The sequence below is a fragment of the Streptomyces sp. RLA012 genome (assembly GCF_056270325.1).
This window is the reverse complement of the sequence record NZ_JBWDPA010000002.1, coordinates 1314514-1336698: the sequence shown is the minus strand read 5'-3', so window position 1 is coordinate 1336698 and position 22185 is coordinate 1314514. Positions and strand designations below refer to the sequence as shown.

Genomic DNA, 22185 nt, shown 5'->3' with positions numbered 1-22185 from the left:
ACCGGTGCAGGACGCGGCGGGGACCGAGGAACTCGCGCGGCGCGCGGTCGCGGGCGAGCCCGGAGCCCTGGACCTGCTGCTCGAACGGATCAGGCCGGAGGTCGTACGACGCTGCGGACGCTTCCTGCCCTGCCGCGAGGACGCCGAGGAGGCGGCGCAGGACGTCCTCCTCCAGGTGGCACGGAAGATCACCTCCTTCGAGGGCCGCAGCCGGTTCAGCACCTGGCTGTACACCGTCGTCGCCAACTGCGCCCGCCAGAAGTACCGCGAGCTGAAGCGGCGGGCCGTCGAGCTGCCGGACGTCATCGACGCCGCGCAGCAGGTCGACCCGCGCACCACGAGCGTGATCGCCGGCTCCCGTATCGACCTCCTGGAGGCGCTGGAACGCCTGGAGCGCGAACATCCGCATCTGGTCGCGCCGTTGGTCTACCGGGACATCTGTCAGCTGGAGTACGCCGAGGTCGCCGAGCGGGTCGGTATTCCGCTCGGCACGCTCAAGTCCCGGCTGCACGAGGCGCGTCGCCAGGTCAGGCCCTGGCTGGCCGACGCGTCCTGACGGACTGTTCGGCACGGATCGTTCGGCACGGCCGCGCTCAAGCCCGCTCCCCGCCGTGTTCGACTGCGCGGCGGGGAGCGGGTCCTTCACGCTTGTTCAGCGCTGGGTGTAGATGAAGCCGATCTTGTCGACCTCGTCACCCGTGCGGCCGTGGAACCCGGCGATCTGCCAGCCCGACGGCGCCGTGCGGGTCACACAGTCCGAGGTCGTCGTACCGCCCGCCAGGCTGTTGCCGAGGTTGGTGCCGAACTTGGCGTAGAAGATCCGGGTGTTGCCGTCCTTCACGCCCTGGCACAGCTGCGCCGAGGTGACGTACTCGCCGCTGCCGAGCGTGAGCGACGAGGCGGTGCCGCCCGTGCCGCCGTGGGTGAGCGTCGTGCCGTTGCTCAGCGTCAGGCCCATCTGGTCGACGCGCGAACCGCTGCGCAGGGTGATGGTGGTCGCCCTGGCGGCCGCGGGCACGCTGTCGATGTCGTTGAAGTAGTCCCCGTGCGGGCCGCCGAACTGGTCGCTCAGCTGGAAGGCGGAGTTGCGCGACCAGCTGAACTTGGCGGTGATCGGGTCGTGGTCGGAGAGCATGAGCCCGTCGGAGGTCAGGAAGCTCGCGTGCTCGTTGTTGTAGCTGGTGGCGTTGAGCGTGACCAGCTTGCTGCCGCGGTAGAGGATCTTGTCCACGACCTCGCAGGTGTTGGGCACGGTGGCGCCCGTCTGGTCGCACACCAGCGCGTCGCTGCCCTTGGCGGGCGGGGTGCCGCCGCGGATGAGCTTGACCCAGGCGTCGGTCAGGCCGTTGGCGGCGCCGAACTCGGCGATCGTGTCGCCGGCGCGCGTGTAACGGGTGTTCGTGTCACCCATGACCACCACGGCGTTGCCCTTGGAGTGGCTCTGGACGAAGGCCGTGAGCTGGTTGAGGTTGTCCGCCCGGGAGGCCAGGTCGCCGTCGTTCGTACCCGCGTTGGTGTGCAGGTTGTAGAAGTCGACGTAGACGCCCTCGGCCAGCCGTTCCCGCATGAACGTGAAGCCCTTGGGGGTCAGGCAGTCGCCCGAGTCGATCTGGCAGGAGTTCCAGTGCACCCGCTCGAAGTCGTCGGTGTCGTACGAGATCTTCGACAGGGTGTTGAGCCCGCTGCCGATCCCGGCGCCGCCGCTGGTGGGCGTGCGGTAGGCGTGCGTGGTGTCGCCCGCGTAGAGATAGGCGTGGTAGTTGAAGTCCTCCTCCACGTGGACGATGTCGTACGGGCCGAGCCGCTGACCGATCGCCGTGGTGCTGGTGTCGCGGGGTGTCGAGGCGCTGGAGATGATCTCGGGGAGTCCGGCGACGTTGTAGCTGAGCACGCTGAAGGTGCCCGAGTCGGCGGCCACCGCGGTGGGGGCGGTCGCCGTGAGTCCGCCGAGGGCCGCGGCGGCCGCGGCCAGAGTGGCGAGGACTCTTCGGAGAGGTGACATGGGGGTGTCTCCTGGGGACTGGGGACAGAGAGTGACGGAGCGTCAGTAGCCGACCGAGAACGTGGCGTCGGCCTTTTCGGTGCTGGTGGAGATGGGATCGATGCGCAGGACGTAGTTTGCGTGGCGGATGTGACGGTCCGGATAGTTGAAGGAGCGGAAAGATGACCAGGAGGTGTCGGCCAGGCCCGCGATCCGGTAGAACGTGGCGTCCTGTGCGAACGCCGTCGTGCTGTCGTTGACGTCCAGTTGCAGTTGGTAGTTGTAGTGCCGCAGATAGCGCGTGGGGTAGCCGACGGACTGGAAGGACACCCCGGAGCTGTCGGCGAGCCCCGGCACGAGCTTCCACTCCGCGTCGGTGTACGGGTCGAACGGGTAGGGGTCGATCCTTCCGACGAAGTTCGCGTGGCGGACGTAACGGTCGGGGTAGTTGTAGGATTTGACGCGGTTCCAGGTCGGCTTTCCGTACGCCGCCACGAGGTTGTCGTACTGGGTCGTGGTGATCGGCTGGATGGTGCCGTGCTTGGAGTTGACCGGCTGGGTGTAGAGCCGCTGGTCGACCGCGGTCCAGGTGCCGGCGGCCAGGTCGCCGGTCTGCCAGGCGTAGAAGACACCGTTCGGGGTGTAGGTGTCTCCCCAGAGGTACCACGTGGTCGACGTCTGGGACTTGACGAGGATCGGGGCCTCGGTGCCGCCGTGCGAGGCGGGCGTGCTGAACACGGTGAAGGTGCCTGGGTCCAGCGAGGTCGACCTGGCGCCGACCAGCGTCTGGTCCTTCTTGAAGTACAGGTAGTTCACCCCGCCGACGCCCGCCGCCAGGTCGCCGTCGATGATGTCGTAGCCGGGGTCGAAGAAGACCTGCGCCGCCGACGCCGTGACGAAGTCGGTGGTGTAGTTCACCATGATCACGTTGTGGCCGGTGGAGTTGACGGCCGAGTAGATGATCCCGTACTGCCCGCGCCCCGCGTCCCAGTACGCCTCCGGGGCCCAGCTGTGGGTGGCCATGTCGTGCAGCTTCAGCCGCCGGTAGCCGGTGAACGAGCGCAGGTCGGCGGAGTCCCAGACATGGATGTACTGGCTCTGCAGGCTCCAGTCGGTGCCCTTGAGGTCGGTGGCGAGCACCACGAACGCGCCGTCCTGCTTGCGCAGGATGAACGGGTCGCGCAGACCGCCGGTGCCCCCGGTCGGGGTCACGACCGGGTTGTTCTGGTTCAGCGGCATCCACTGGAGCGAGTCGGTGCTGACGGCCAGGTGAAGGCCGTAGTCGTCGCCGAGGCCGTTCGGGGACTCGGTGAAGTAGCCCATCACGTACGCGGATCCGGCCGCGGCACGCGCCGACGGGACGCCGATCGTGAAGGAGGCGGTGAGGGCGGCCATCGCCCCCAGCACGGTGCGGCGGGACGGCTGAAGGGGGCTGGGACTGTCGCTCATCGGGTTCTTCTCCCTCTCTTCTTCGGTTGCGGCTGCGGCTGCGGCTGCGGCGCTCATGCCCAGGCCGTCACGGGTGCGAAGGAGCTGTCCTGGCGGAAGAGGTCGGTGCCGTCCGACACGTCCACGCGGAGCTGGTAGGTGTAGTGGCGCAGGTAGTAGCCCGGGTAGTTGTACGACTCGAAGCGGACGGCGCCGTCGGGCGTGCCGGTGCGGAGGACGAACGTGGCGTCCTTGGCGAACGTCGACGTACCGTCGGTGGCGTCGAAACGGGCCCGGAAGTCCCAGTGCCGCAGGTAGTTGCCGGCCGCGTCCCGGAACGAGTAGCCGTTCGCGTCGGCGAGACCCGGCACCACGGTGAAGGTGGACGCCTGCTTCTCCGCGGTGGTGCTGGAGCTGCTCACCACGGGCAGGTTGAGCAGGGCGGACTGCTCCTGCCAGTAGCGGGTCGAGTAGTTGCCCGACCGGAAGGAACGGGTGACGTTGGTGGCCAGGTTGACGCCGCCGGACACCGTCTCCTTGATCACGGTGAAGTGCCGGGCCGTTCCGGAGATGCCGGGCAGCTTCTTCGGGGCGGTCCAGGTCGCGAAGGTGTCGTAGCTGTCGCTGTAGTAGTAACTGCCGTCGCCGTAGCCGTCGAAGAAGATCCGCCAGGCGCCGTTGTCGAGCTGGATCACCGAGGGGCCCTCACGCGTGCCGCCCCAGCCCGCCCAGTCGCCGGTCCGGGTGATGGTGTACGGCCCGGCCAGGCTGGAGGCGGTGGCGTACTCGATGTACTTCGTCGTCTCGTTCTTCGGGAACGCGTGGTAGGTGGAGCCGATCTTCACGATGAACGTGTCGATGTGGTTGGTGCCGATGCCCGACAGGGCGACGGGCGAACTCCACGCCGTGAGAGCGGAGTTGGACGCCTTCATCACATACGGCGTGAAGATCCACTCGTTGTCGGTGGTCGAGCAGGACACGACGATGTTCACGCTGCCGTCGCTGTCGACGAACCACTCGGGCGCCCATGCCCGGGACAGATTGGTGATCGGGACCGTGTAGTCGTACAGGAAGGTCCAGTTGGCCCGGTCGGAGCTGCGGGCGAAGCCGATGGTGGTGCTGACGTCCTGCCAGGTGTGCGTGGTGTAGGTGATGTAGTAGTAGCCGTCGGTGTGCTTGAACACGCCGGCGTCGCGGATGCGGTTGCTGGGCGGGGTGTAGGCGGAGGACTTGACGAGCCGGAAGTCGGTCGCGTCGTCGGACTGGTAGACGTTCACGGTGCCGTCGTCGCTGTTGAGGAACGGCACGATGGTGTAGCGGGTGGCCGAGCCGTGCGCGGGGGCCGCCGCGGCGGCCGAGCCGAGCAGGCCGGGCAGTTCGCCCAGCACGAGTGTGGTTGCGGGAATCGCGACCATCGCGCGCAGCAGACTGCGGCGGGACGGGTCGAGCGGCGTCGAGGACGCGTTCCGGTCGGGGGTGATCATTGTCTGCGGCTCTCCTTGTTTCTGTCGATCCGGGTGGGAACGCGGCGGCTCCGCGTCCCCACCCGCCCTGCGCACACGTCGAGATGCCGTCGCCTAGGCCTGGGCCAGTGCGGCGACTTCCTCGGCCGTGAGGGTCTTGCCGTACACACGGAAGTCGTCGACCGAGCCCCTCAAGTAGGGGTCGGCGTACTGCGACCTGCCGAGGTACCCGGCACGGATGTGGTTGCCGAAGTAGCGCGGATCCACCGTGACGTGGGCGTTGCGCCCGGCCTCCTGACCGTCCACGTACAGGACGGCGGTCCCGCTCCCGTGGGCCACCGTCACGTGCACCCAGCGGTCGGCGGGCAACGGCGCGGCGTCGATGCGCTGTTCGGCACCCGCGCCCCCGGCGGTGATGGCGTAACGGAGGGTGCCGTCGCCGCTCAGCGGGGTCAGGAACATATTGGCCGTGACGCCGGTGCCGAGGTCGAACACCCGGCTCCACACGCCGGGTTGGCCGTCCAGCCGCACCCAGGTGGCCAGCGTGTAGGCGGCGGCGCCCGCGAGGAGGTCGTCGGCCAGGCGTACGTACCCGTCCACGCCGTCGAGCGCCACCGCGCCGCCGCTGAGGCCGGCCGTCGTCCAGGCGGCACCGCCGACCAGCTGGGCCGCCTTGCCGTTCCCGGTGGCGTCGGCGGCCGTGCTCCCGGAGGTCTCGTCGAAGCGGTGCCAAGCGGCGAACTCCGGTGGCGGTGGCGGCGGTTCGCCGGTCTGCCAGTACACGGAGTAGTGCTGGTGGTGCACCCGGGAGATCGGCAGCAGTGACACGGCCTCGCCGTCGGCGCGGGCGGTGAAGCGCAGCGGGTCCTGGGACTCCTGCCGTACGGAGCCGGTGTCCAGGCGCGGCAGCCACGCGGTCGCGCGGTCCCCGTACGCCCCGGCCAGTACTACCGGGCCGTGCAGCACCGCCTGTACGTCGGGGTCGTCGGGCGTGGGTTCGACGACCGTGCGCATCGGCAGCGACACCTCGACCCGGTCCCCGGCGCGCCACTCCCGGTCGAGGGTGAGCCGGCTGCCGGGCTCCGGCCGGTCCGGCAGGACGCGGCCGTTGAGCTTCGCGCGGGCGTCCGCGGCCCAGGACGGGATGCGGACGAGGAGCTGGTGCGCGGCCCGTCCGGCGGTGACGGTCAGCACGGTGGACGACTGGTCGGGGAAGGAGGTGGTCTGCCGCCAAGTGATCTGCTTTTCCCGCCAGTCGACCTGGGACGGCAGGAACAGGTTGACCAGCAGCCGGTGTTGGTCGTGCGTGTAGACGGTGTCGGCGAACTTGGCCTGCGTCTCCATGCCCGTGCCGTGGTCGCAGGAGAAGTTGTCGTAGTCGGTGGAGTAGGCGTCCGGGTCGGTGCCCATGAAGGACGGCTGCTGCTTGAAGGCGCCGGGGCCCAGGCCCGTGTAGTAGATGTTGAAGCCGTGCGCGGAGTCGGGGTCCTGTTCACCGAGCATCTGGTTGAACAGGGTCCGCTCGTAGTAGTCGAGCAGGTCGGTGCGCCGGGGTGCGTGGAAGTGCAGCAGCCGGGTCAGCTTCAGCATGTTGTAGCTGTTGCAGTTCTCGCAGGTGTTGTTGGACAACTGACCCGCGATGACGTCCGGTTCGTGAAATCCCTCGCCGTTGCTGTTGCCGCCGATGACATATGTGTGGTGGTCGGTGACGATCTGCCAGAAGTTCTCGGCGATCGCGCGATAGCGGTCGGGCAGCCCTTCCTCCCACAGCCGCAGGGCGCCGACCATCTTGGGGATCTGGGTGTTGGCGTGCAGCCCCGCGAGCCTGTCCTCGTTCCTGGCCAGCGGATCGAAGACCCGGGCGTGCGTGAAGCGTTCGGCGACGTCCAGCCACTTGGCGTCGCCGGTGAGCGCGTGCAGATCGGCGAGCACGTCGTTCATACCGCCGAACTCCGTCTCCAGCACCCGCTGCATCTGCTCGTACGACAGTCGCGCGGTGCGCCGGTCGACCCACTCGGCCTGACGGACGACGACATCCAGGGCCTGGGCGCCGCCGGTCAGCCGGTGCTGGTGGACGAGGCCGGCCATGATCTTGTGGATCGTGTAGTACGGCGCCCACACGCCGGTCCCGGCTTCCAGGCGGTCGAAGAAGCTCTCCGGGAACGCGGACAGATAGCCCGCGCCGAAGCCCGCGGCGGGGGAGGCCGCCTGGCACTCGGCGAGCGCGGCGACGAGCCGGTTTCCCTTGTCGCGCAGGGCCCGCTCACCGGTGTTGGCGTAGGCCAGGGCGAGCCCCGAGAGCAGATGGCCGGTGGAGTGGCCGCGCAGCTCGACGGTCGGTCCCTCCCAGCCTCCGCAGGGCTGGGCGGTGCTGGGCAGGCCGACGTTGGAACGGAAGGTGTGGAGCAGCCGGTCGATGTCGACGAAGCGCAGATAGGCGGAGTTGCGCCGCTGGTTGGCCCGGAAGGCACTGTCCAGGAGAGTCACCGAGCCGAGGGGGAACGGCTCTACGGGCGTGTTGGCGTCCGGGGTGCCGGTGCCGGTGCCGGTGCCGGTGCCGATGCCGGTGCCGGTCGCGGCCCTGGCCGTGCCGCCGTCCGCCGTGGCCAGGGCGGCGGCGGCCGCGGACGTGCCGGTGACGGCGAGGAAGTGACGTCTGTCGAGTGGGGGGTTCACGAGGACCTCCGCATGTCGAAGAACCGGGCGGTGGTGTCCCTCCGCCACCCTGCTCTCGTTCGAAATACCGAATGGTGTGCGACATGCTGTGCAATGTGCGGTGCGCGGCATCACGGTAAGGGCTTGCTGGGCGATGTGAATAGTGCTTGTGGTGAACGAAGTTGGGCCAAGGGGCCCATGGGTTTACGGGGGTGGGCGGCTTCCGTGGCGTGCCGGGTGTCCGAGGCCGTGTTTAGGGTGGACCGCGTGACGGAGAAGAACAGCAGACCGCTCGCCGTGTTCGACCTCGACGGCACGCTCGCGGACAGCGGGCACCGGCAGCGGTTCCTGGAGCGCAAGCCGCGGGACTGGGACGCGTTCTTCGCGGCCGCGCCGCAGGATCCGCCGCTCGCGCGGGGTGTCGCGCTCGCCCGCAAGAGCGCGGAGGAGTGCGAGGTGGTCTATCTGACCGGGCGCCCCGAGCGCTGCCGCCGGGACACCCTCGCGTGGCTGGCCGCCCAGGGGTTGCCGGAGGGGCGCGTCTGGATGCGGCGCGACGACGACCGCAGGCCCGCTCGCCGCACCAAGCTGGAGACCCTGCGCCGGCTCGCCCGCGATCGCGAGGTCCAAGTCCTCGTGGACGACGACGAACTCGTCTGCGAGGAGGCGGAGCGCGCCGGGTTCAAGGTCGTCCGGGCCCGCTGGGCGACCGCGTCCGCGGCCCTGAAGGACGCGCAGGAACGGGAGGGGCGGACTTAGGTTCCGCGAGGGGGGAGCCGAGGGGAAGCCGGCGAATCGGGGAGGGGAGCCGGGGGGGCGACGGCCTGGCGTACCGGCCGGGTTGGTGAGGTGGCCGTGGCGTTGAACGGGTGGTGAGTGGGGGGCCGTTGGCCGGTGGCCGGTACGGGTCGCCGAGGGTCCGTGGTTCCTGGGGCAGGGCACAGGACCCAAGGCGCAGGCCGGGGCACAAGGTCGGTGACGCAGGGCGCAAGGGCAGGGCGCAGGCGCAAGGCCCAGGTGCAGGCGCAGGGCCCATGGAGCAGGGCCCATGGTGCTAGGCGCAAGGCACAGGTGCATGGGGCAGGACCCCATGGCGTTCGGCGCAAGGCGGGCGCAGACACAAGGCGCACGGCCCAAGGGGCCGGGACGGGGCGCAAGGCGCAGACTCAGTGAGCAGGGCCCATGGTGCTCGGCGCCAGGCGCAGAGGGCAGGGCACATGGGGTGCAGGCGCAAGGCGCAAGGCGCGGGCCCATGGCGCATGACGCAAGGCTCAAAGTGCATGACGCAAGGCCCTTGGCCCAAGTCCGTGGCCCGTGGCGAGTGACCAGTGAGTGGTGTGCATCGTGAAGTCGCAGGTCACGGGTCTGGTGTGAATGGCGAGTTGGGTACTCGTGCCGGTCGGCGGCCGATGACCATGGCGTAGATCGTCGGGCAGGTCCGGCTCCGGCGGGATGCCGGGTTCGGCTGCGCCCACGACAGGCCCCCGCCTACGATCCGTCAGCAGGTCGGCACACCGTGAGAACGCGGGAGGGCGCGGGGATGCAGGAGCGGCAGTGGATCACCGCCCGCCGGAGCGAACTGGACGCCCTCGCCGAGGAGTTGGCCAAGCAGCTTCAGGAGGTCCAGGTCGAGCGGGACGAACTGGCGATCGCGGAGCGGGTGTTGAACCGCCTGGCCGAGCAGGTCCAGGCCGATGCCGAGGCTGTCGCTCCGGTATCGGCGAAGGTGGCCGGGCGGGCAGTCCTGCTCATCCCGCACCGCAGCGACGCGGCCGACGAGGGCGCGCTGCCCGGCGACTACCGCAAGATCCTGTCGATCGTGCGGGAGGCCGACGGCCCGGTGCAGGTCAGGGCGGTCGGCGAGCGGCTGGGCCTGGACGCCTCGGTGCGCGGCAAGCTGGAACCTTTGCGGGCGAAGATGACCAAGCTCGCCGACCGCGGCTGGCTGCACAAGCGGGGCGACGGCCGGTTCACGGCACGCCCGTAGTCACGCGCGGTGCGCCCGTAACTGACGGGCCCCCAACGGCAGTTGAGTTTGTGTGACGAAAAACAACAGTTCCGTCGAGGGCCCTGACGGCCTTGTCTACACCGCCCGCCTGCCGCTGTCGAGCGCCACCCTGAACCATCTCGCCGACCTGATACGCGGCCACCTCAAGAAGATCGGCTCGCGGTGGCGCGTCCTGCCCGCCGGGAAGATCGCCACCATCGTGCTGGCAGTGCTGCGCTGTGACCAGCGGCCCGGCGACCTGGCCGGCGGCAACGGAGTACACCGCACCACCGTGACCCGATGGGTGAGGGAGGTCGTCGGCCTGCTCGCCGCCCGCGCCCCACGCCTGGACCGGGCCCTGAAGAAGATCACCCGAATGGGCGGCGGCATCGTACTGCTGGACGGATCGGTGATCCGCACCCGGCGCAGAACCGGGAAGGAAAACCGGAAGAACTACTCCGGCAAGAACAAATGCCACGGCCTGCTCGTGATCGCCCTCACTGACGACCGGGGCCGACTGCTGTGGATCTCGGCGGCCCGCCCCGGGCGCACCTCGGAGATCACCGCCTGCCGGCACGACAAGCTCACCCAGAAACTGCGGGAAGCCGGGCTCGGCGCCATCGCCGACCTGGGATTCGTCGGCCTCGACGACGGCGGCCCCGACGCCGACCCGGCGGTGATCACCGGCTACAAGGCCGCCCGGAACCGGCCCCTGACCCGAGGCCAGAAGCTGTCCAACACGGCACTGGCGGCCGTCCGGGCACCCGTCGAGCACGGCTTCGCCCACCTCAAGAACTGGCGCATCCTCGGCAAGGTACGCACCGACCCCTCCTGGGCGACCGCCCTGGTCCGGGCCCTGCTGGTCCTCACGAACCGCGAAGTCGCCCGATGACCGACGATCTTCACCAAAGTCACCTGCCGGCGACCAGCACGAGCATCCCGATGCCCACGCACACCAGCCCCGTGACCAGCAACTTCAGCTTGCACACCTCTCAGTGGACCTCGGCCCAAGCCCCAAGCCCCAAGCCCAAGCCCCAAGCCCCAAGCCCCAGCTCCAAGCCCCAGCTCCAAGCCCCAGCCCCAAGCCCCAGCCCCAGCCCCAGCCCCAGCCCCAAGCGCCAGCCCCAAGCCCCGTGGCCGGCGGTCCTTGGCCCGTGGCCCAAGGGCCATGACGCAGGGCCCAAGGCCCAAGCCCCAAGCCCCAAGCCCCAAGGCGCTCGGCACAGCGTTCTTGGTTGTCTGGCGGCTGTCTGGTGGCCGTCGGGCGGCCGCCGCTCGCGGCGGTTCGTTCTCGGGGTGTGGCCGGTGCCGCCCTGAGCGGCTGTCGCGTGGAGGCGGATGGCGGTGTCGTGGAAGGCGGAGGACGAGGCCGCGCGGTGTGGTCGTTCGGTGTCTAGGTGGAGCGCCGTCGGTCGCGTCGGCGTGTGCCGGTGTGCCCGTCCGTGTGGGCGGTGAGCGGGCCGGACGCGGTGCGGCGATCGGGATCGATCTGTTGTGCGAACGCCTGGAGGGCGGCGGAGCTGTTCGGCGGCAGGACCGCCATCAGCCCGAGGTCCTGCGCCTGTGCCATCGTCCCCGCCGCCAGGCTGCCCTCGGGTACGTAGGCCAGACGTACATGGCCGTCACCGGAGCCCCGCCGGTCCACCGGAGCGACGGCGCCATGGGTGCCGTCGGGCAGGGTCACCCAGAGCTGGAAGTCGTCGAACCGGATGAAGTCCGCACCCTTGACCGGCCACGGGTAGTGGTGCTCACCGGGCACCTTGGGCAGGATCCCCTGATGGTTGCCACGGCTCATCGGCACGCACGCGTTGAACAGGCAGTCGGTCCACGCCTCGACACCGTCGGCATCCTCGATCGGGGTGCGCAGGAGGTCCTCGGCTTCTTCGTATCCCAGGTCCCGCAGTGCGCTGAGGGTGAGCGGGAAGGCGGCGACGAGTTCGGCCGCCTCCCGTCGGAGCCGGTCGACCTTCGCCGGTTCGGCGCAGAACTGCATGCTCCACTCGATGCCCACCCGGGCGCGGTACATCCGCCAGCCGTCCGCCCCCTTGACCCAGAGACTGCCTCCGTGGTGCATCTCCCAGTGCTCGGAGCCGGTGGGCCGGGGGCCGTAGGGAAGGTCCTCGTCGCTCATCTCACGGAGGATCTTGTGCGCGGTCGTCTTCGCCGCGCGGAAGAAGGGGGATTCGAAGCGCGGGGGGTGATCGACCAGCCGTATCCGCCACGGATGGCTCTCCGATTCGGTACCGCCCGGCCGGAGTGTGGCGGGTATCCGGGACCTGACCGGAGAATCGGCGACGGCCATGGCTGGCCTCCTCGGAGCGACGGCGAAGGCTCGCGCCCGGTTCACGGCGCCGGAATGCCCCTGTCTCCATCGTGCGTCCAGGAACCGCCGACGGCCACTCGGCAGCGCGGCGGAACGCCGAACACCCGTGGGGTGGGTCGTGAAGTCGTCCGCACAGGCGGGAAGTTCGACTCCTCGGCGGTGGCCGGCGGGCAGATCGAGCAGGGACGCCGGGTCCCGCGACCGCGGCCTGAACTCCCGGTGTCCCCGATCGGCAAGATCGGTACGTAGGGGGTGGAGCGCTAGGCTGGCTGTCATGAGCGCACACTTTGACGTGGTGGTCCTGGGCGCCGGCCCGGGTGGATATGTCGCGGCGATCAGGGCCGCCCAGCTCGGTCTCAGCACGGCGGTCGTCGAGGAGAAGTACTGGGGCGGAGTGTGCCTCAACGTGGGGTGCATTCCGTCGAAGGCCCTGCTGCGCAACGCGGAGCTGGCCCATATCTTCACCCAGGAGGCCAAGACCTTCGGCATTCAAGTGAACGGCGAGGTGACCTTCGACTACGGCATGGCCTTCACCCGCAGCCGCAAGGTGGCGGACGGACGCGTCAAGGGCGTCCACTACCTGATGAAGAAGAACAACATCACCCAGTTCAACGGCCGCGGCACCTTCAGCGACGACCACACCCTCCAGGTGGCCCTCACCGACGGCGGCACGGAGACCGTCACCTTCGGGCACTGCGTCATCGCCGCCGGCGCCACCACCAAACTGCTGCCCGGCACCTCGCTCAGCGAGCGCGTGGTGACCTACGAGGAGCAGATCCTCTCCGACACTCTCCCGGAGAGCATCATCATCGCGGGCGCGGGCGCCATCGGCGTCGAGTTCGCGTACGTCCTGCACAACTACGGTGTCGAGGTCACCCTCGTCGAGTTCCTCGACCGCATCGTCCCGCTGGAGGACGAGGAGGTCTCCGCGGAGCTGACCCGCCGTTACAAGCGGCTCGGCATCAATGTGCTGACCTCCACCCGGGTCGAGGCGATCAACGACTCCGGCGACTCCGTCAAGGTCATGGTGACCACGGGCGGCCAGCGGCAGACCCTCCAGGCCGGCAAGGTGCTCCAGGCGATCGGCTTCCAGCCGCGCGTACAGGGCTACGGTCTGGAGAACACCGGGGTGAAACTCACCGACCGCGGGGCCATCGACATCGACGGACGCGGCCGTACGAGCGTCCCGCACATCTACGCCATCGGGGACGTGACGGCGAAGCTGATGCTCGCCCACGCGGCCGAGGCCATGGGGATCGTGGCGGCCGAGACGATCGCCGACGCGGAGACCATGGAGCTCGACTATGTGATGATCCCGCGGGCGACCTACTGCCAGCCGCAGATCGCCAGCTTCGGCTGGACCGAGGCGCAGGCCCGCGAGAAGGGCTTCGACGTCAAGGTGGCGAAGTTCCCGTTCACCGCCAACGGCAAGTCGCACGGTCTGGGCGACACCGCGGGTTTCGTGAAGATCCTCAGCGACGCCCGGCACGGCGAGCTGCTCGGCGCCCACCTGATCGGCCCCGAGGTCACCGAGCTGCTCCCGGAGCTGACCCTCGCTCAGCAGTGGGATCTGACCGTCCATGAGGTCGCGCGCAATGTGCACGGCCACCCGACGCTCGGCGAGGCGGTCAAGGAGGCCATCCACGGGCTGGCCGGCCACATGATCAATATGTGAGTCGGGACGGGACGCTCCTCGCCATGACCGACGGTAGGGACGACACCGAGAGCCGCCTGGCCAGGATCGAGCGGCTCCTGGAGAGCGGCGAGCGCGATGTGGTACCCGCCTGGCGGCGGGTGACGCACGACGAGCCGCGCTGGGCGGTGACCGCCGTGATCCTGGTGGCGGTCGCCCTCCAGTGGGTGCTGCCGCACCGGCTCACCTTCCAGCCGTACTGGGTGCTGCCGGTCCTGGAACTGTTGCTGCTGGTCGGCCTGATCGCCGCGAACCCCCGGCGGGTCGCGCCCCGGACCCGGTGGCTGCGCTGGCTGGGCCTGGCCCTGACCGGTGTGATCAGCCTGGCCAACGGCTGGGCGGCGGTACGGCTGGTGGCGGGCCTGCTGAACCACACCGAGGGAAGGGACGCCGGGCCGCTGCTGCTGACCGGCGGCGGCATCTGGCTGACGAACGTCATCGTGTTCGCCCTGTGGTACTGGGAGTGGGACCGCGGCGGACCTTTGGCGCGGGCCCGCGGCCATCACCAGTTCGCCGACTTCCTCTTCGTACAGATGCAGAGCCCGGAGACCGCGCCGCCGGACTGGGAGCCGACGTTCCTGGACTACCTGTACCTGTCGTTCACCAACTCCACCGCCTTCCGTCCGACGGACGTGATGCCGCTGTCGCGCTGGGCCAAGATGCTGATGATGCTGCAGTCCTCGGTCTCCCTGGTGACCGTGGTCCTGGTGGTCGCCCGGGCCGTCAACATCCTGAAATGACGCCGCGGTCGGGCCGGTCCGGTGCGAGTACGGGCCGCACCGAGCGATCTCCTCGACGCCGGACCAGGACGAACCCACCGGCAGAAGAACCGTCGTCATGCCTGGACGCCTGGCGGTCGACGCCCTTCCCGCGGGGGCACATTCTCGATTTCCTCGGCGAACGACGGTGACGGCGACCCGGGCGGCCGGTTACCGTACCCGTCAGTAACCGGACCGGACCGGACCGGACGGACGGACCGGACTGGACGGACCGGACTGGACGGACCGGTCCGGACCAGGCCGGGCCAGATCGCACCGCACCGCATCACAGGAGGCCACCCATGCCGCAGCTCGAAGTCGACGGCGCCACACTGACGTACGACGACGAGGGCCCCCGCGAGGGTGAAGGCGTCCCCCTGGTGTTCATCCACGGGTGGACCGCCAACCGGCACCGCTGGGACCACCAGATGGCGCACTTCTCCTCCACCCGGCGGGTCGTACGCCTCGACCTGCGCGGGCACGGCGAGAGCGACGGGTCGGGGCGGCGGAGCATCGAGGAGTTGGCCGGGGACGTCCTGGCCGTCCTGGACCACCTGAAGGTCGACCGGTTCGTCCCGGTCGGCCACTCCATGGGCGGGATGATCACGCAGACCCTGGCGCTGAGCGATCCCGAGCGGATCGAGCGGATGGTCCTGGTCAACTCGATCGGCCGGATGACCTACAGCCGGGGGCGGGGTCTGCTGATGGCGGTGTCCACGCGGGTGCCGTTCAAGCTGTTCGTCGCCGCCAACATCCAGCGGGCCTTCGCCCCCGGTTACCCGCGTGAGGAGATCCGCGAGTACATCCGGGCCTCCGCGGACACGCCCAGGGAGGTCGTCATGACGTGCTACTCCGCCATGCGGTCCTTCGACGTCCTCGACCGGCTCGGCGAGATCCGTACACCGACCCTCCTGGTCCACGGCTACCACGACATCCAGTTGCCCGTCTCCCAGATGCTGCGGATGGCGAAGGGCTATCCGGACGCGCTGGTACGGATCGTGGACGCAGGCCACGAACTCCCCGTGGAGAAGCCGGCGGAACTGACCTCGGCACTGGACCGGTTCGTGACCGACAGGTTCGTGACCGACCGGGCGTGACCGACCGGGCGTGACCGTCCGCGGCCGGGCACGAGCCGGATCGCGCTGACGGTGAGGGCGGGGCCGTGGAAGAGAAGCCCTCCCGACCTCGCGTCGCAGCGCGGGCCCCGCCGCTCGTCGGTACTGTCGAAGTGATCGCCGCTCGCTCCTCGCTCCCGGCCACCGGACCCGGGCGGCCGAGCGGAAGGAGGCAGGGCGTCGTGACCGTGATCTCCCTGAAGTCCGCGCCGGTGAGGGAAGGACTCACCCTTCCCTATGCCGATGCCGGCTACCCGAGTGGCACACCGGTCGTCTTCGTGCACGGGCTCGCCGACTCCTGGTGGTCCTTCGAGCCGCTCCTGCGGCGCCTGCCGGCGTCCCTGCACGGTTACGCACCCACTCAGCGGGGCCACGGCGACGCCGACCGCCCTCCCGACGGCTACGCACCCGAGGACTTCGCCGCCGATCTCGTGGCTTTCCTGGACGCCGCCGACATCGGCCGCACCCTTCTCGTCGGATCCTCCAGCGGCGGAGTGTACGCCCGGATGGTCGCGGGCAGCCACCCCGACCGCGTCTTGGGCCTGGTACTGATCGGCGTCCCCGGCACGCTCGCGGACAAGCCGGCGGTGACGGCCGTGCGGGAGACCGTCGCGGGCCTCCGCGACCCGGTCCCGCGCGAGTTCGTCGAGACGTTCATGGCGGGCATGGTGGCCCGGCCGATGGCCAGAGGATTCATGGAGACCATGATCGACGAAGGCCTCAAAGTTCCCGCGTACGTCTGGCAGGAAACCGTGCGCGGACTGCTCGAAGCCGATCTCCGCGCGTCCCTGGCAGGCATCCTGGTCCCCACGCTCGTCATCTGGGGCGACCAGGACGACATCCTTCCCCGCAGCGACCAGCAGACCATCCTGGACGCCATCCACGGAGCGCGCCTGCTCACCTACGAGGGCGCGGGCCATGCCGTCCACTGGGAACAGCCCGAACGCGTCGTCGCCGACCTCGCCGCCTTCGCCGGCCGTATCGAACACCCTGGCGGTCCTGGCACGCCGTGAACCCCGGGCGCACCCACGGCCCGAGGACCGGGTGACGGGCCGGAGCGGAGGTCCGCCCCGGCCGTTGCCTGTGCGTCAGGACAGGCCGGCGGACGACAGCCACGTCTTGGCCACGTCCAGCGGGTCCTTGTTGTTGTCCTGAACGTCCGCGTTGAGCTTGACCAGGGTGTCCGTGTCGAGCTTCGCCGATACGGCGTTCAGCGCGGAAACTCCGTCGGAGGTGAGACCGCTCTTGTAAGTCAGCGGCGTTACGTTCTCAAAACCAAAGAGATTCTTGGTGTCTTGGAGAACAACAAACTTGTTCTTGCCGATACCGGGGTCGGTCGTGAAAATATCTGCGGCCTGGATGTTGTTGCCCTTGAGCGCCGCCACGGTCAGCGGACCACCCGCGTCCAGCGCCTTGAAGGACTTGAATTCGAGGCCGTATTCGGATTTGAGGCCCACCAGCCCCTGCTTGCGCGTCTGGAACTCCGGCGATCCGCCGATGGTCAGCTTGTTGGCCACGTCGGCGAGGTCGGCGATCGTCGACGTGGCGGTGAGCTTGTACTTCTTCGCGGTCTCCGCGTTGAGCGCGATCGCGTCCTTGTCCTGGGCCTGGGAGGGCTCCAGCAGGGACAACTTGGCATCGAGCGCGGCCGTGATGGCCTTGCCGGTCTCCTCGACCGTGGTCGGGGCCGCCTTGGCGTCCAGGTAGGCCAGCAGAGCGCCGTTGTACTCGGGCAGGACCGTGATCGTACCGTTCTTGATCAGCCCGTATGTGGTCTCACGACTGCCGATGTTCAGTTTGTAACTGACCTTGATGCCCTTGGCCTTCAGGGCCTCGCCGTAGATGTCGGCGAGCAGGATGCTCTCGGGGAAGTTGTTGGAACCGACCACGACCGTCCCGCCCTTGGCGGTGTCGCCCTTCAACGGGTCCTTGCTGTCGGAGTCGTCGGAGGAACCGCAGCCCGTGAGCGCGGCCGTGGCCACAACCAGCAGGGATACAGCATACGTTGCGGTCGTTGTGATGCTTCTGGCGTGGGTCACGTTGGTCATCCAGACTTGTGCATGGGCGGTCGGCGGCCGAAAGGCATGGCGTGATGACGATCCAAGCGAGCCCAGTAACGCACCGTCAAGACACGAATAGATCACCGGTGGAGACCATACGGCTTCACCGTGTATGTGCAACCTGACCGAAAAGCTGGCGAATCAGACGTATTGCCGTGTCAGTTTTCGGTTGATCATGGCCGTACTCTTGCGGTTGCCGCTAATGTTGGCCGAGTCGGGGGACCTGGTTCCACTTGCTCGGCCCGAGCGTGCTGACATGACCGGAGTCCACGCAGCCCGGGCAGCGGGCTTCCCATGGGAAAAGAAGTCAAGGAGGTTTGGTGCCCGCGCACAGGAAAGCCGCCCGGGGGCCGCAGACCACGGCTCCCCGAATAGGCCGGACGCCCTCCCTCCTCGACCGTTGGCCTTTCCGCCGGAAACTCAACGTCCTGGTGATTGTCCCGCTCGCCGTCGTCTCGGCGATGATCGCCTACATCGTCTACGCCGAGGTCGACTCGGCCCGGTCCGCCGCCGCCACCGCCCGGCTCGTGCGGGACAGTGCGCAGGTCACCAAGCTGATCGACAGTGTCCAGACCGAGCACCGGCAGGCGCTCCTCGTCTCGCTGCGCTACGAGGCCGCCCGCCCCGGCGACAAGGCACCCAACACCTCCGCCTACCTCCAGGCCCAGCAGAAGGTCGCCACCCAGGCGGAGACCGTACGGTCCGCCTACGGGGACCGGCTGCCCGACGCCGAGGCGCAGGCGCTCAAGGAGTTGGAGGGTCTCGACAGCCTCCGCAAGACCATCGAGCAGGGCCCGATCCCCGCCGACAACATCGACCCCGCGTACGGATCGGTCATCGAGGGCCTCATCAACGGCCTCGGGCTCGGCCAGTCCGGCGGCGAGTCCTCGGAGTCCGCGGGCAATCTGCTCGACGCCCTGCTGCGTGCCGACACCGCCCACGCGTCCTTCGAGACCAGCGTCTTCGCCGCCCGCACCCGGGACCCCAACGCGCTCATCGAGTACACCGGCGCCGTCGGCGACTACGAGCAGTACACCTACCAGGCCGAGCGGTTCACCCGCTTCGCCAGCCAGGAACAGGGCGCCGAACTCGCCTCGATCGAACACAGCCCGTACCAGAGCGTCATCGCCCAGCACTACGCCGCGCTCCAGGTCGACCCCAGTGGTCTGGTCGCCGAGAACTCGTCGCAGCTGCGCGCGGCGCTCGACGACGCGCTGAGCGCCGATCCCACCTACGAGCGCCAGGCGCAGAACCGGCTGAAGATCACCGAGTCGCTCATCCACCAGATCGCCACCGACACCCAGAAGGCGTCCAGCGACGCCTGGTGGCAGGTGGTCTGGCTGGTGGGCGCCGACCTCGCCGCCTTCGTGGCCTGGATCCTGTTCTCCGTGCTGGTCCGCCGTTCCGTGGTGCGCACCGTGCGAAGCCTCACCATGGCGGCCCAGCACGTGGCCGCCGCCGCCGAGACCGAACTCGCCCGGGTCGCGGACGACGACGCCGACGACGCGAGCCCGCCGCGCCTCGAAGCCGTACCCGTGCCCGTCCGCGACGAGATCGGTGAACTCGCCGAGGCCTTCAACCAGGTTCAGGTCACCGCGAGTGCCCTGCTGGAACGCCAGGTGATCAGCCGCCGCAACATCGCCGAGATGTTCGGCAACGTCGGCCACCGGGTCAGCAACCTGACGGCACGGCAACTCGCGCTGATCGACTCGGTGGAACGCGGCGAGACCGACCCGGAGGTCCTGGACCGGCTCTACCGCATCGACCACATCGCGGTACGTCTGCAGCGCAACGCCGACAGCCTGATGCTGCTCGCCGGTATCCGCGATTCGGGCCTCAGCACCGGGCCCATGCGGCTGAGCAACATCGTCCGTGCCGCGCTCGGCCAGATCGAGGGCTACCAGCGTGTCACCCCGCATGCCGAGGGCGATGTCACCGTCGCCCCCGACATCGTCGGCGACCTCACCCTGATGCTCGCGGAACTGCTGGAGAACGCGGTGACGTTCTCCCCGGCGTCCAGCAGCGTCGAAGTCGTCCTGCGCCCCCGGCACGGTTCCGGCGGCGGCGCCCTGATCGAGGTCATCGACCACGGTCTCGGGATGAGCGTCGAGCGGCTGGAGAAGGAGAACGCCCGCCTGATCCGCCGCGAACGGCTCGACCTGGCCCCGACGGAGGTCCTCGGCCTCTTCGTGGTCGGCGGTCTGTCCCGGCGCTGGGGCATCGAAGTCGTCCTGACCCGTACCCCGGGCGGCGGCGTCACCGCCACCGTGGCCGTGCCCTCGTCCCATCTGCTGCTCGCCGACCCGACCGGAGCCGCGGCCAGGGCCCCGCACATCCTGCCGCCGCCGCGCCGCTCCGGCCTCTCCGAGCCGCGCCCCGCGGCGGTCGACCCGGAGCCCGGCCCCTCGTCCCTGCCCCGCAGGATCCCGGCCCGCAACCGGGGCGGGGAGTCGCCCGGGCACACGGGCCGTCAGGAACCGACGGGCGAGGGCGGCATGGGCTACAGCGGTCCCGCCGCGTCCCGGCCCAGGCCGGGCGGCGCGCCGGGCACCACGTCCCCGGGGACACCGGCGGGCAACGGTGCCGGTGCCCGCGAGACAGCGGGACACGGAGCGTCCAAGGACCCGGCCGACGGTCCGGTCGGACCGCGCGGCGCCGCCGCCGGCTCCGGCCTGGACAGCGGCCCCGGCCGTCCCTCGCATGACGCGGACACCGGCGTCGAGAGCGGTCCCGGCCGGCCTGCGCGCGGCGCGGACACCGGCATGGGAAGCGGGAGCGGTCAGCCGTCACGCGGCGCGGGCTCCGGCACGGCCCCGTCGGCGCCCGGCAGTGCCCCGGCCCGCCCGGACGGGGGCGGCGCCGGTCCGTTGCGCCGCCGCGTGCGCGGCGCGACCCTGCAGGCCACGACCGCGTCGACCCGGCTGCCGAAACAGGCCGTCACCAACTCACGGCCGCCCGCCTGGCAGGCCGCCGACGCGGAAGCGGCACGATGCGAGATCGACGAGTTCGAGGCCGCGGTCCTGCGGGCCGAACGCGAGAGCGCGGCCGAGGGCCGCGACACCGGCATCGGGCCGGCCCGTTCAGGGGGCCGTCCCGACATCTCTGGCGAACACAGCGCAGAGGACAACAGACCCTCATTCCCGGAAGGCATGAGCAAGTGACCATGTGGACAGGTGGACCGGAGTCCGCGGCCGTGGAACAGGTGGGGGACGTGAAGTCCGCCGCTGCCGACTTCAATTGGCTGCTCAATCGTTTCGCCACGGAGACCGCCGGGGTGGTCGACGTGATCGGGGTGTCCTCCGACGGTCTGCTGATCGCGGTGTCCCAACTGCGCGGCAAGGCCGACTCGGAGCGGCTCGCCGCGATCGTCTCCGGGATCACCAGCCTCGCCATGGGCGCGTCCGGCAACTACGGCCTGGGCGCGCTCAACAAGGTCATCATCGATCTGGAGGAGGGCCACGTCCTGGTATCGGCGCTCGGCGCGGGCGCGGTGCTCGGCGTGGTCGCCTCGAAGGAGGCGAAGCTCGGCAACATCGCGTACGAGATGACCCTCTTCGCCAACCGCGCCGGTGCCGCTCTGAGCCCGCAACTGGTCATGGAGCTCAAGAACACCGTGGGGATCGCGCCGACCGGTTGACGGTCGGCGGGGGCGTCGCGAAGGCCGGGACGACCCGCGAGGTGAAGGGTGAGGACGAGATGACGGCCGGCGAGCCATCAGCCGCCGACGACGACGCATGGGGAGTGGAGCACCCCCCGTCGATCGTCCGGCCATTCCTGCTGACCGCGGGGCGGATCGCCGGCGGTGACAGTCTGGTACCGCCGATGCCGATCGAGACGCAGGTCGTCGCGACCGATCTGGGTCTGGCGACGCTGGACGCCTTCGTCTTCGACCAGCACCGCGACATCATCACGGTCTGCCGTCAGCCGCAGTCGCTGGCGGAGATCGCGGCGAAACTGCGGATGCATTTGAATGTGATCAGGGTGCTCGCCGACGATCTGCGCGCCGACGGTCAACTGGCCTTGTACGCACCGCAGGCCGAATCCGCCCGCGACGCCTCCGTATTGCGAAGGGTTATCGATGGTCTCCGAGCTATCCCCGACTCCCGGGGCGCGATCCGTGAGCGCTGAAACCGAGGGTCCCCGGCCACCGATGCCGGTGAAGATGGTCATCGCAGGTGGCTTCGGCGTGGGCAAGACCACCACGGTGGGCGCCATCTCCGAAATCGAGCCGCTCACCACCGAGGCGTCCATCACCTCGGTCGCCGCGGGCATCGACGACCTCTCCCACACCCCGGAGAAGATGACGACCACCGTCGCCATGGACTTCGGCTGTATCACGCTCGACCCGACCCTGAAGCTCTATCTGTTCGGAACCCCCGGCCAGGAGCGCTTCGGGTTCATGTGGGACGACCTGATCGAGGGCGCCCTCGGCGGGCTCGTCATCGTCGACACCCGCCGGCTCGACGACTGCTACGCGGCCGTCGACTACTTCGAACACCGCGAGATCCCCTTCGCGGTGGCCATCAACGCCTTCGACGGCAAGGTCGAGCACGACCTGAACGACGTACGGTGGGCCCTCGACGTCGGCGACCATGTGCCGCTCACCGTGTTCGACGCCCGCGAGCGCGGCTCCGTACGGGACGCGCTGCTCGTCGTCCTCGAACACGCCCTGGCGACCGCGGAGAAGTGAACAGAAGAGAAGGAGGGGGGACGGGCCCGGGC

At 69.5% G+C, this 22185-nt stretch carries 18 protein-coding genes; 12 read left to right on the top strand and 6 right to left on the bottom strand.

Features of this window, described 5'->3' with window-relative positions; all coding sequences use genetic code 11:
* Positions 1-4: 4 nt before the first annotated feature.
* On the top strand, positions 5-556 hold the full coding sequence (locus RV986_RS06565; RefSeq protein WP_475916474.1) for an RNA polymerase sigma factor: 552 nt from the start codon (positions 5-7) through the stop codon (positions 554-556).
* A gap of 96 nt (positions 557-652) precedes the next feature.
* On the opposite strand, the gene RV986_RS06560 is transcribed toward RV986_RS06565, so the two are convergent.
* The 4 genes from RV986_RS06560 to RV986_RS06545 all read right to left on the bottom strand — a co-directional run bounded on the left by RV986_RS06560 (position 653) and on the right by RV986_RS06545 (position 7548).
* Positions 653-2002, bottom strand: a complete 1350-nt coding sequence (locus tag RV986_RS06560; RefSeq protein WP_475916473.1) for a jacalin-like lectin — start codon at positions 2000-2002, stop codon at positions 653-655.
* Positions 2003-2044: 42 nt separating this feature from the next.
* Positions 2045-3430 carry a glycoside hydrolase family 43 protein gene (locus RV986_RS06555; RefSeq protein WP_475916472.1) on the bottom strand — a complete coding sequence of 462 codons (1386 nt, stop codon included), beginning with the start codon at positions 3428-3430 and terminating at the stop codon, positions 2045-2047.
* A 53-nt stretch (positions 3431-3483) separates the two neighbouring features.
* On the bottom strand, positions 3484-4893 hold the full coding sequence (locus tag RV986_RS06550; RefSeq protein ID WP_475916471.1) for an AbfB domain-containing protein: 1410 nt from the start codon (positions 4891-4893) through the stop codon (positions 3484-3486).
* Positions 4894-4986: 93 nt separating this feature from the next.
* Positions 4987-7548: a beta-L-arabinofuranosidase domain-containing protein gene (locus RV986_RS06545; protein ID WP_475916470.1), complete on the bottom strand. Its 2562-nt coding sequence runs from the start codon at positions 7546-7548 to the stop codon at positions 4987-4989.
* Between the two features lie 246 nt (positions 7549-7794).
* Here RV986_RS06545 and RV986_RS06540 point away from each other — a divergent pair, with 246 nt between their 5' ends.
* The 3 genes from RV986_RS06540 (at position 7795) to RV986_RS06530 (ending at position 10406) form a co-directional block, all read left to right on the top strand.
* A complete protein-coding gene (locus RV986_RS06540; RefSeq protein WP_475916469.1) occupies positions 7795-8286 on the top strand; it encodes a phosphatase domain-containing protein in 492 nt (163 codons plus the stop codon).
* Positions 8287-9067: 781 nt separating this feature from the next.
* Positions 9068-9514, top strand: coding sequence for a hypothetical protein (locus tag RV986_RS06535; protein WP_475924197.1), 447 nt, complete (start codon positions 9068-9070; stop codon positions 9512-9514).
* A gap of 52 nt (positions 9515-9566) precedes the next feature.
* Entirely contained in the window at positions 9567-10406 is an 840-nt protein-coding gene (locus RV986_RS06530) for a transposase family protein (protein WP_475916468.1), read from the top strand.
* 501 nt (positions 10407-10907) lie between these two features.
* Here the strand turns inward: RV986_RS06530 and RV986_RS06525 are convergent.
* Positions 10908-11816 carry a DUF6424 family protein gene (locus RV986_RS06525; protein WP_475916467.1) on the bottom strand — a complete coding sequence of 303 codons (909 nt, stop codon included), beginning with the start codon at positions 11814-11816 and terminating at the stop codon, positions 10908-10910.
* 295 nt (positions 11817-12111) lie between these two features.
* Here RV986_RS06525 and lpdA point away from each other — a divergent pair, with 295 nt between their 5' ends.
* The 4 genes from lpdA (at position 12112) to RV986_RS06505 (ending at position 16416) form a co-directional block, all read left to right on the top strand.
* On the top strand, positions 12112-13512 hold the full coding sequence (lpdA, locus tag RV986_RS06520; RefSeq protein WP_475916466.1) for a dihydrolipoyl dehydrogenase: 1401 nt from the start codon (positions 12112-12114) through the stop codon (positions 13510-13512).
* Positions 13513-13535: 23 nt separating this feature from the next.
* On the top strand, positions 13536-14270 hold the full coding sequence (locus RV986_RS06515; protein WP_475916465.1) for a hypothetical protein: 735 nt from the start codon (positions 13536-13538) through the stop codon (positions 14268-14270).
* 320 nt (positions 14271-14590) lie between these two features.
* On the top strand, positions 14591-15385 hold the full coding sequence (locus RV986_RS06510; protein WP_475916464.1) for an alpha/beta fold hydrolase: 795 nt from the start codon (positions 14591-14593) through the stop codon (positions 15383-15385).
* Positions 15386-15585: 200 nt separating this feature from the next.
* Positions 15586-16416 carry an alpha/beta fold hydrolase gene (locus tag RV986_RS06505; protein WP_475916463.1) on the top strand — a complete coding sequence of 277 codons (831 nt, stop codon included), beginning with the start codon at positions 15586-15588 and terminating at the stop codon, positions 16414-16416.
* 75 nt (positions 16417-16491) lie between these two features.
* Here RV986_RS06505 and RV986_RS06500 read toward each other — a convergent pair whose 3' ends face one another.
* Positions 16492-17451, bottom strand: a complete 960-nt coding sequence (locus tag RV986_RS06500) for an ABC transporter substrate-binding protein (protein WP_475924196.1) — start codon at positions 17449-17451, stop codon at positions 16492-16494.
* A gap of 332 nt (positions 17452-17783) precedes the next feature.
* On the opposite strand from RV986_RS06500, the gene RV986_RS06495 reads away from it, so the two are divergent.
* The 4 genes from RV986_RS06495 to RV986_RS06480 are packed head-to-tail and all read left to right on the top strand — an operon-like array spanning position 17784 to position 22153.
* Complete coding sequence (locus tag RV986_RS06495) at positions 17784-20624, top strand: sensor histidine kinase (protein ID WP_475916462.1); 2841 nt, start codon at positions 17784-17786, stop codon at positions 20622-20624.
* Positions 20625-20626: 2 nt separating this feature from the next.
* On the top strand, positions 20627-21100 hold the full coding sequence (locus RV986_RS06490; protein WP_475924195.1) for a roadblock/LC7 domain-containing protein: 474 nt from the start codon (positions 20627-20629) through the stop codon (positions 21098-21100).
* 59 nt (positions 21101-21159) lie between these two features.
* A complete protein-coding gene (locus RV986_RS06485; protein WP_475924194.1) occupies positions 21160-21591 on the top strand; it encodes a DUF742 domain-containing protein in 432 nt (143 codons plus the stop codon).
* The gene (locus RV986_RS06480) at positions 21542-22153 is read left to right on the top strand and encodes a GTP-binding protein (RefSeq protein ID WP_475916461.1); all 612 of its coding nucleotides are present in this window, start codon (positions 21542-21544) and stop codon (positions 22151-22153) included. Before RV986_RS06485 ends, RV986_RS06480 begins: the two co-directional genes overlap by 50 nt.
* Positions 22154-22185: the final 32 nt, after the last annotated feature.

Coding starts and splice junctions, on each gene's coding strand:
- RV986_RS06560 (WP_475916473.1), bottom strand. CDS start 2,002: ATGTCACCTCTCCGAAGAGTCCTCGCCACTCTGGCCGCGGCCGCCGCG.
- RV986_RS06555 (WP_475916472.1), bottom strand. CDS start 3,430: ATGAGCGACAGTCCCAGCCCCCTTCAGCCGTCCCGCCGCACCGTGCTG.
- RV986_RS06550 (WP_475916471.1), bottom strand. CDS start 4,893: ATGATCACCCCCGACCGGAACGCGTCCTCGACGCCGCTCGACCCGTCC.
- RV986_RS06535 (WP_475924197.1), top strand. CDS start 9,068: ATGCAGGAGCGGCAGTGGATCACCGCCCGCCGGAGCGAACTGGACGCC.
- RV986_RS06525 (WP_475916467.1), bottom strand. CDS start 11,816: ATGGCCGTCGCCGATTCTCCGGTCAGGTCCCGGATACCCGCCACACTC.
- lpdA (WP_475916466.1), top strand. CDS start 12,112: ATGAGCGCACACTTTGACGTGGTGGTCCTGGGCGCCGGCCCGGGTGGA.
- RV986_RS06515 (WP_475916465.1), top strand. CDS start 13,536: ATGACCGACGGTAGGGACGACACCGAGAGCCGCCTGGCCAGGATCGAG.
- RV986_RS06510 (WP_475916464.1), top strand. CDS start 14,591: ATGCCGCAGCTCGAAGTCGACGGCGCCACACTGACGTACGACGACGAG.
- RV986_RS06500 (WP_475924196.1), bottom strand. CDS start 17,451: ATGACCAACGTGACCCACGCCAGAAGCATCACAACGACCGCAACGTAT.
- RV986_RS06490 (WP_475924195.1), top strand. CDS start 20,627: ATGTGGACAGGTGGACCGGAGTCCGCGGCCGTGGAACAGGTGGGGGAC.
- RV986_RS06485 (WP_475924194.1), top strand. CDS start 21,160: ATGACGGCCGGCGAGCCATCAGCCGCCGACGACGACGCATGGGGAGTG.
- RV986_RS06480 (WP_475916461.1), top strand. CDS start 21,542: ATGGTCTCCGAGCTATCCCCGACTCCCGGGGCGCGATCCGTGAGCGCT.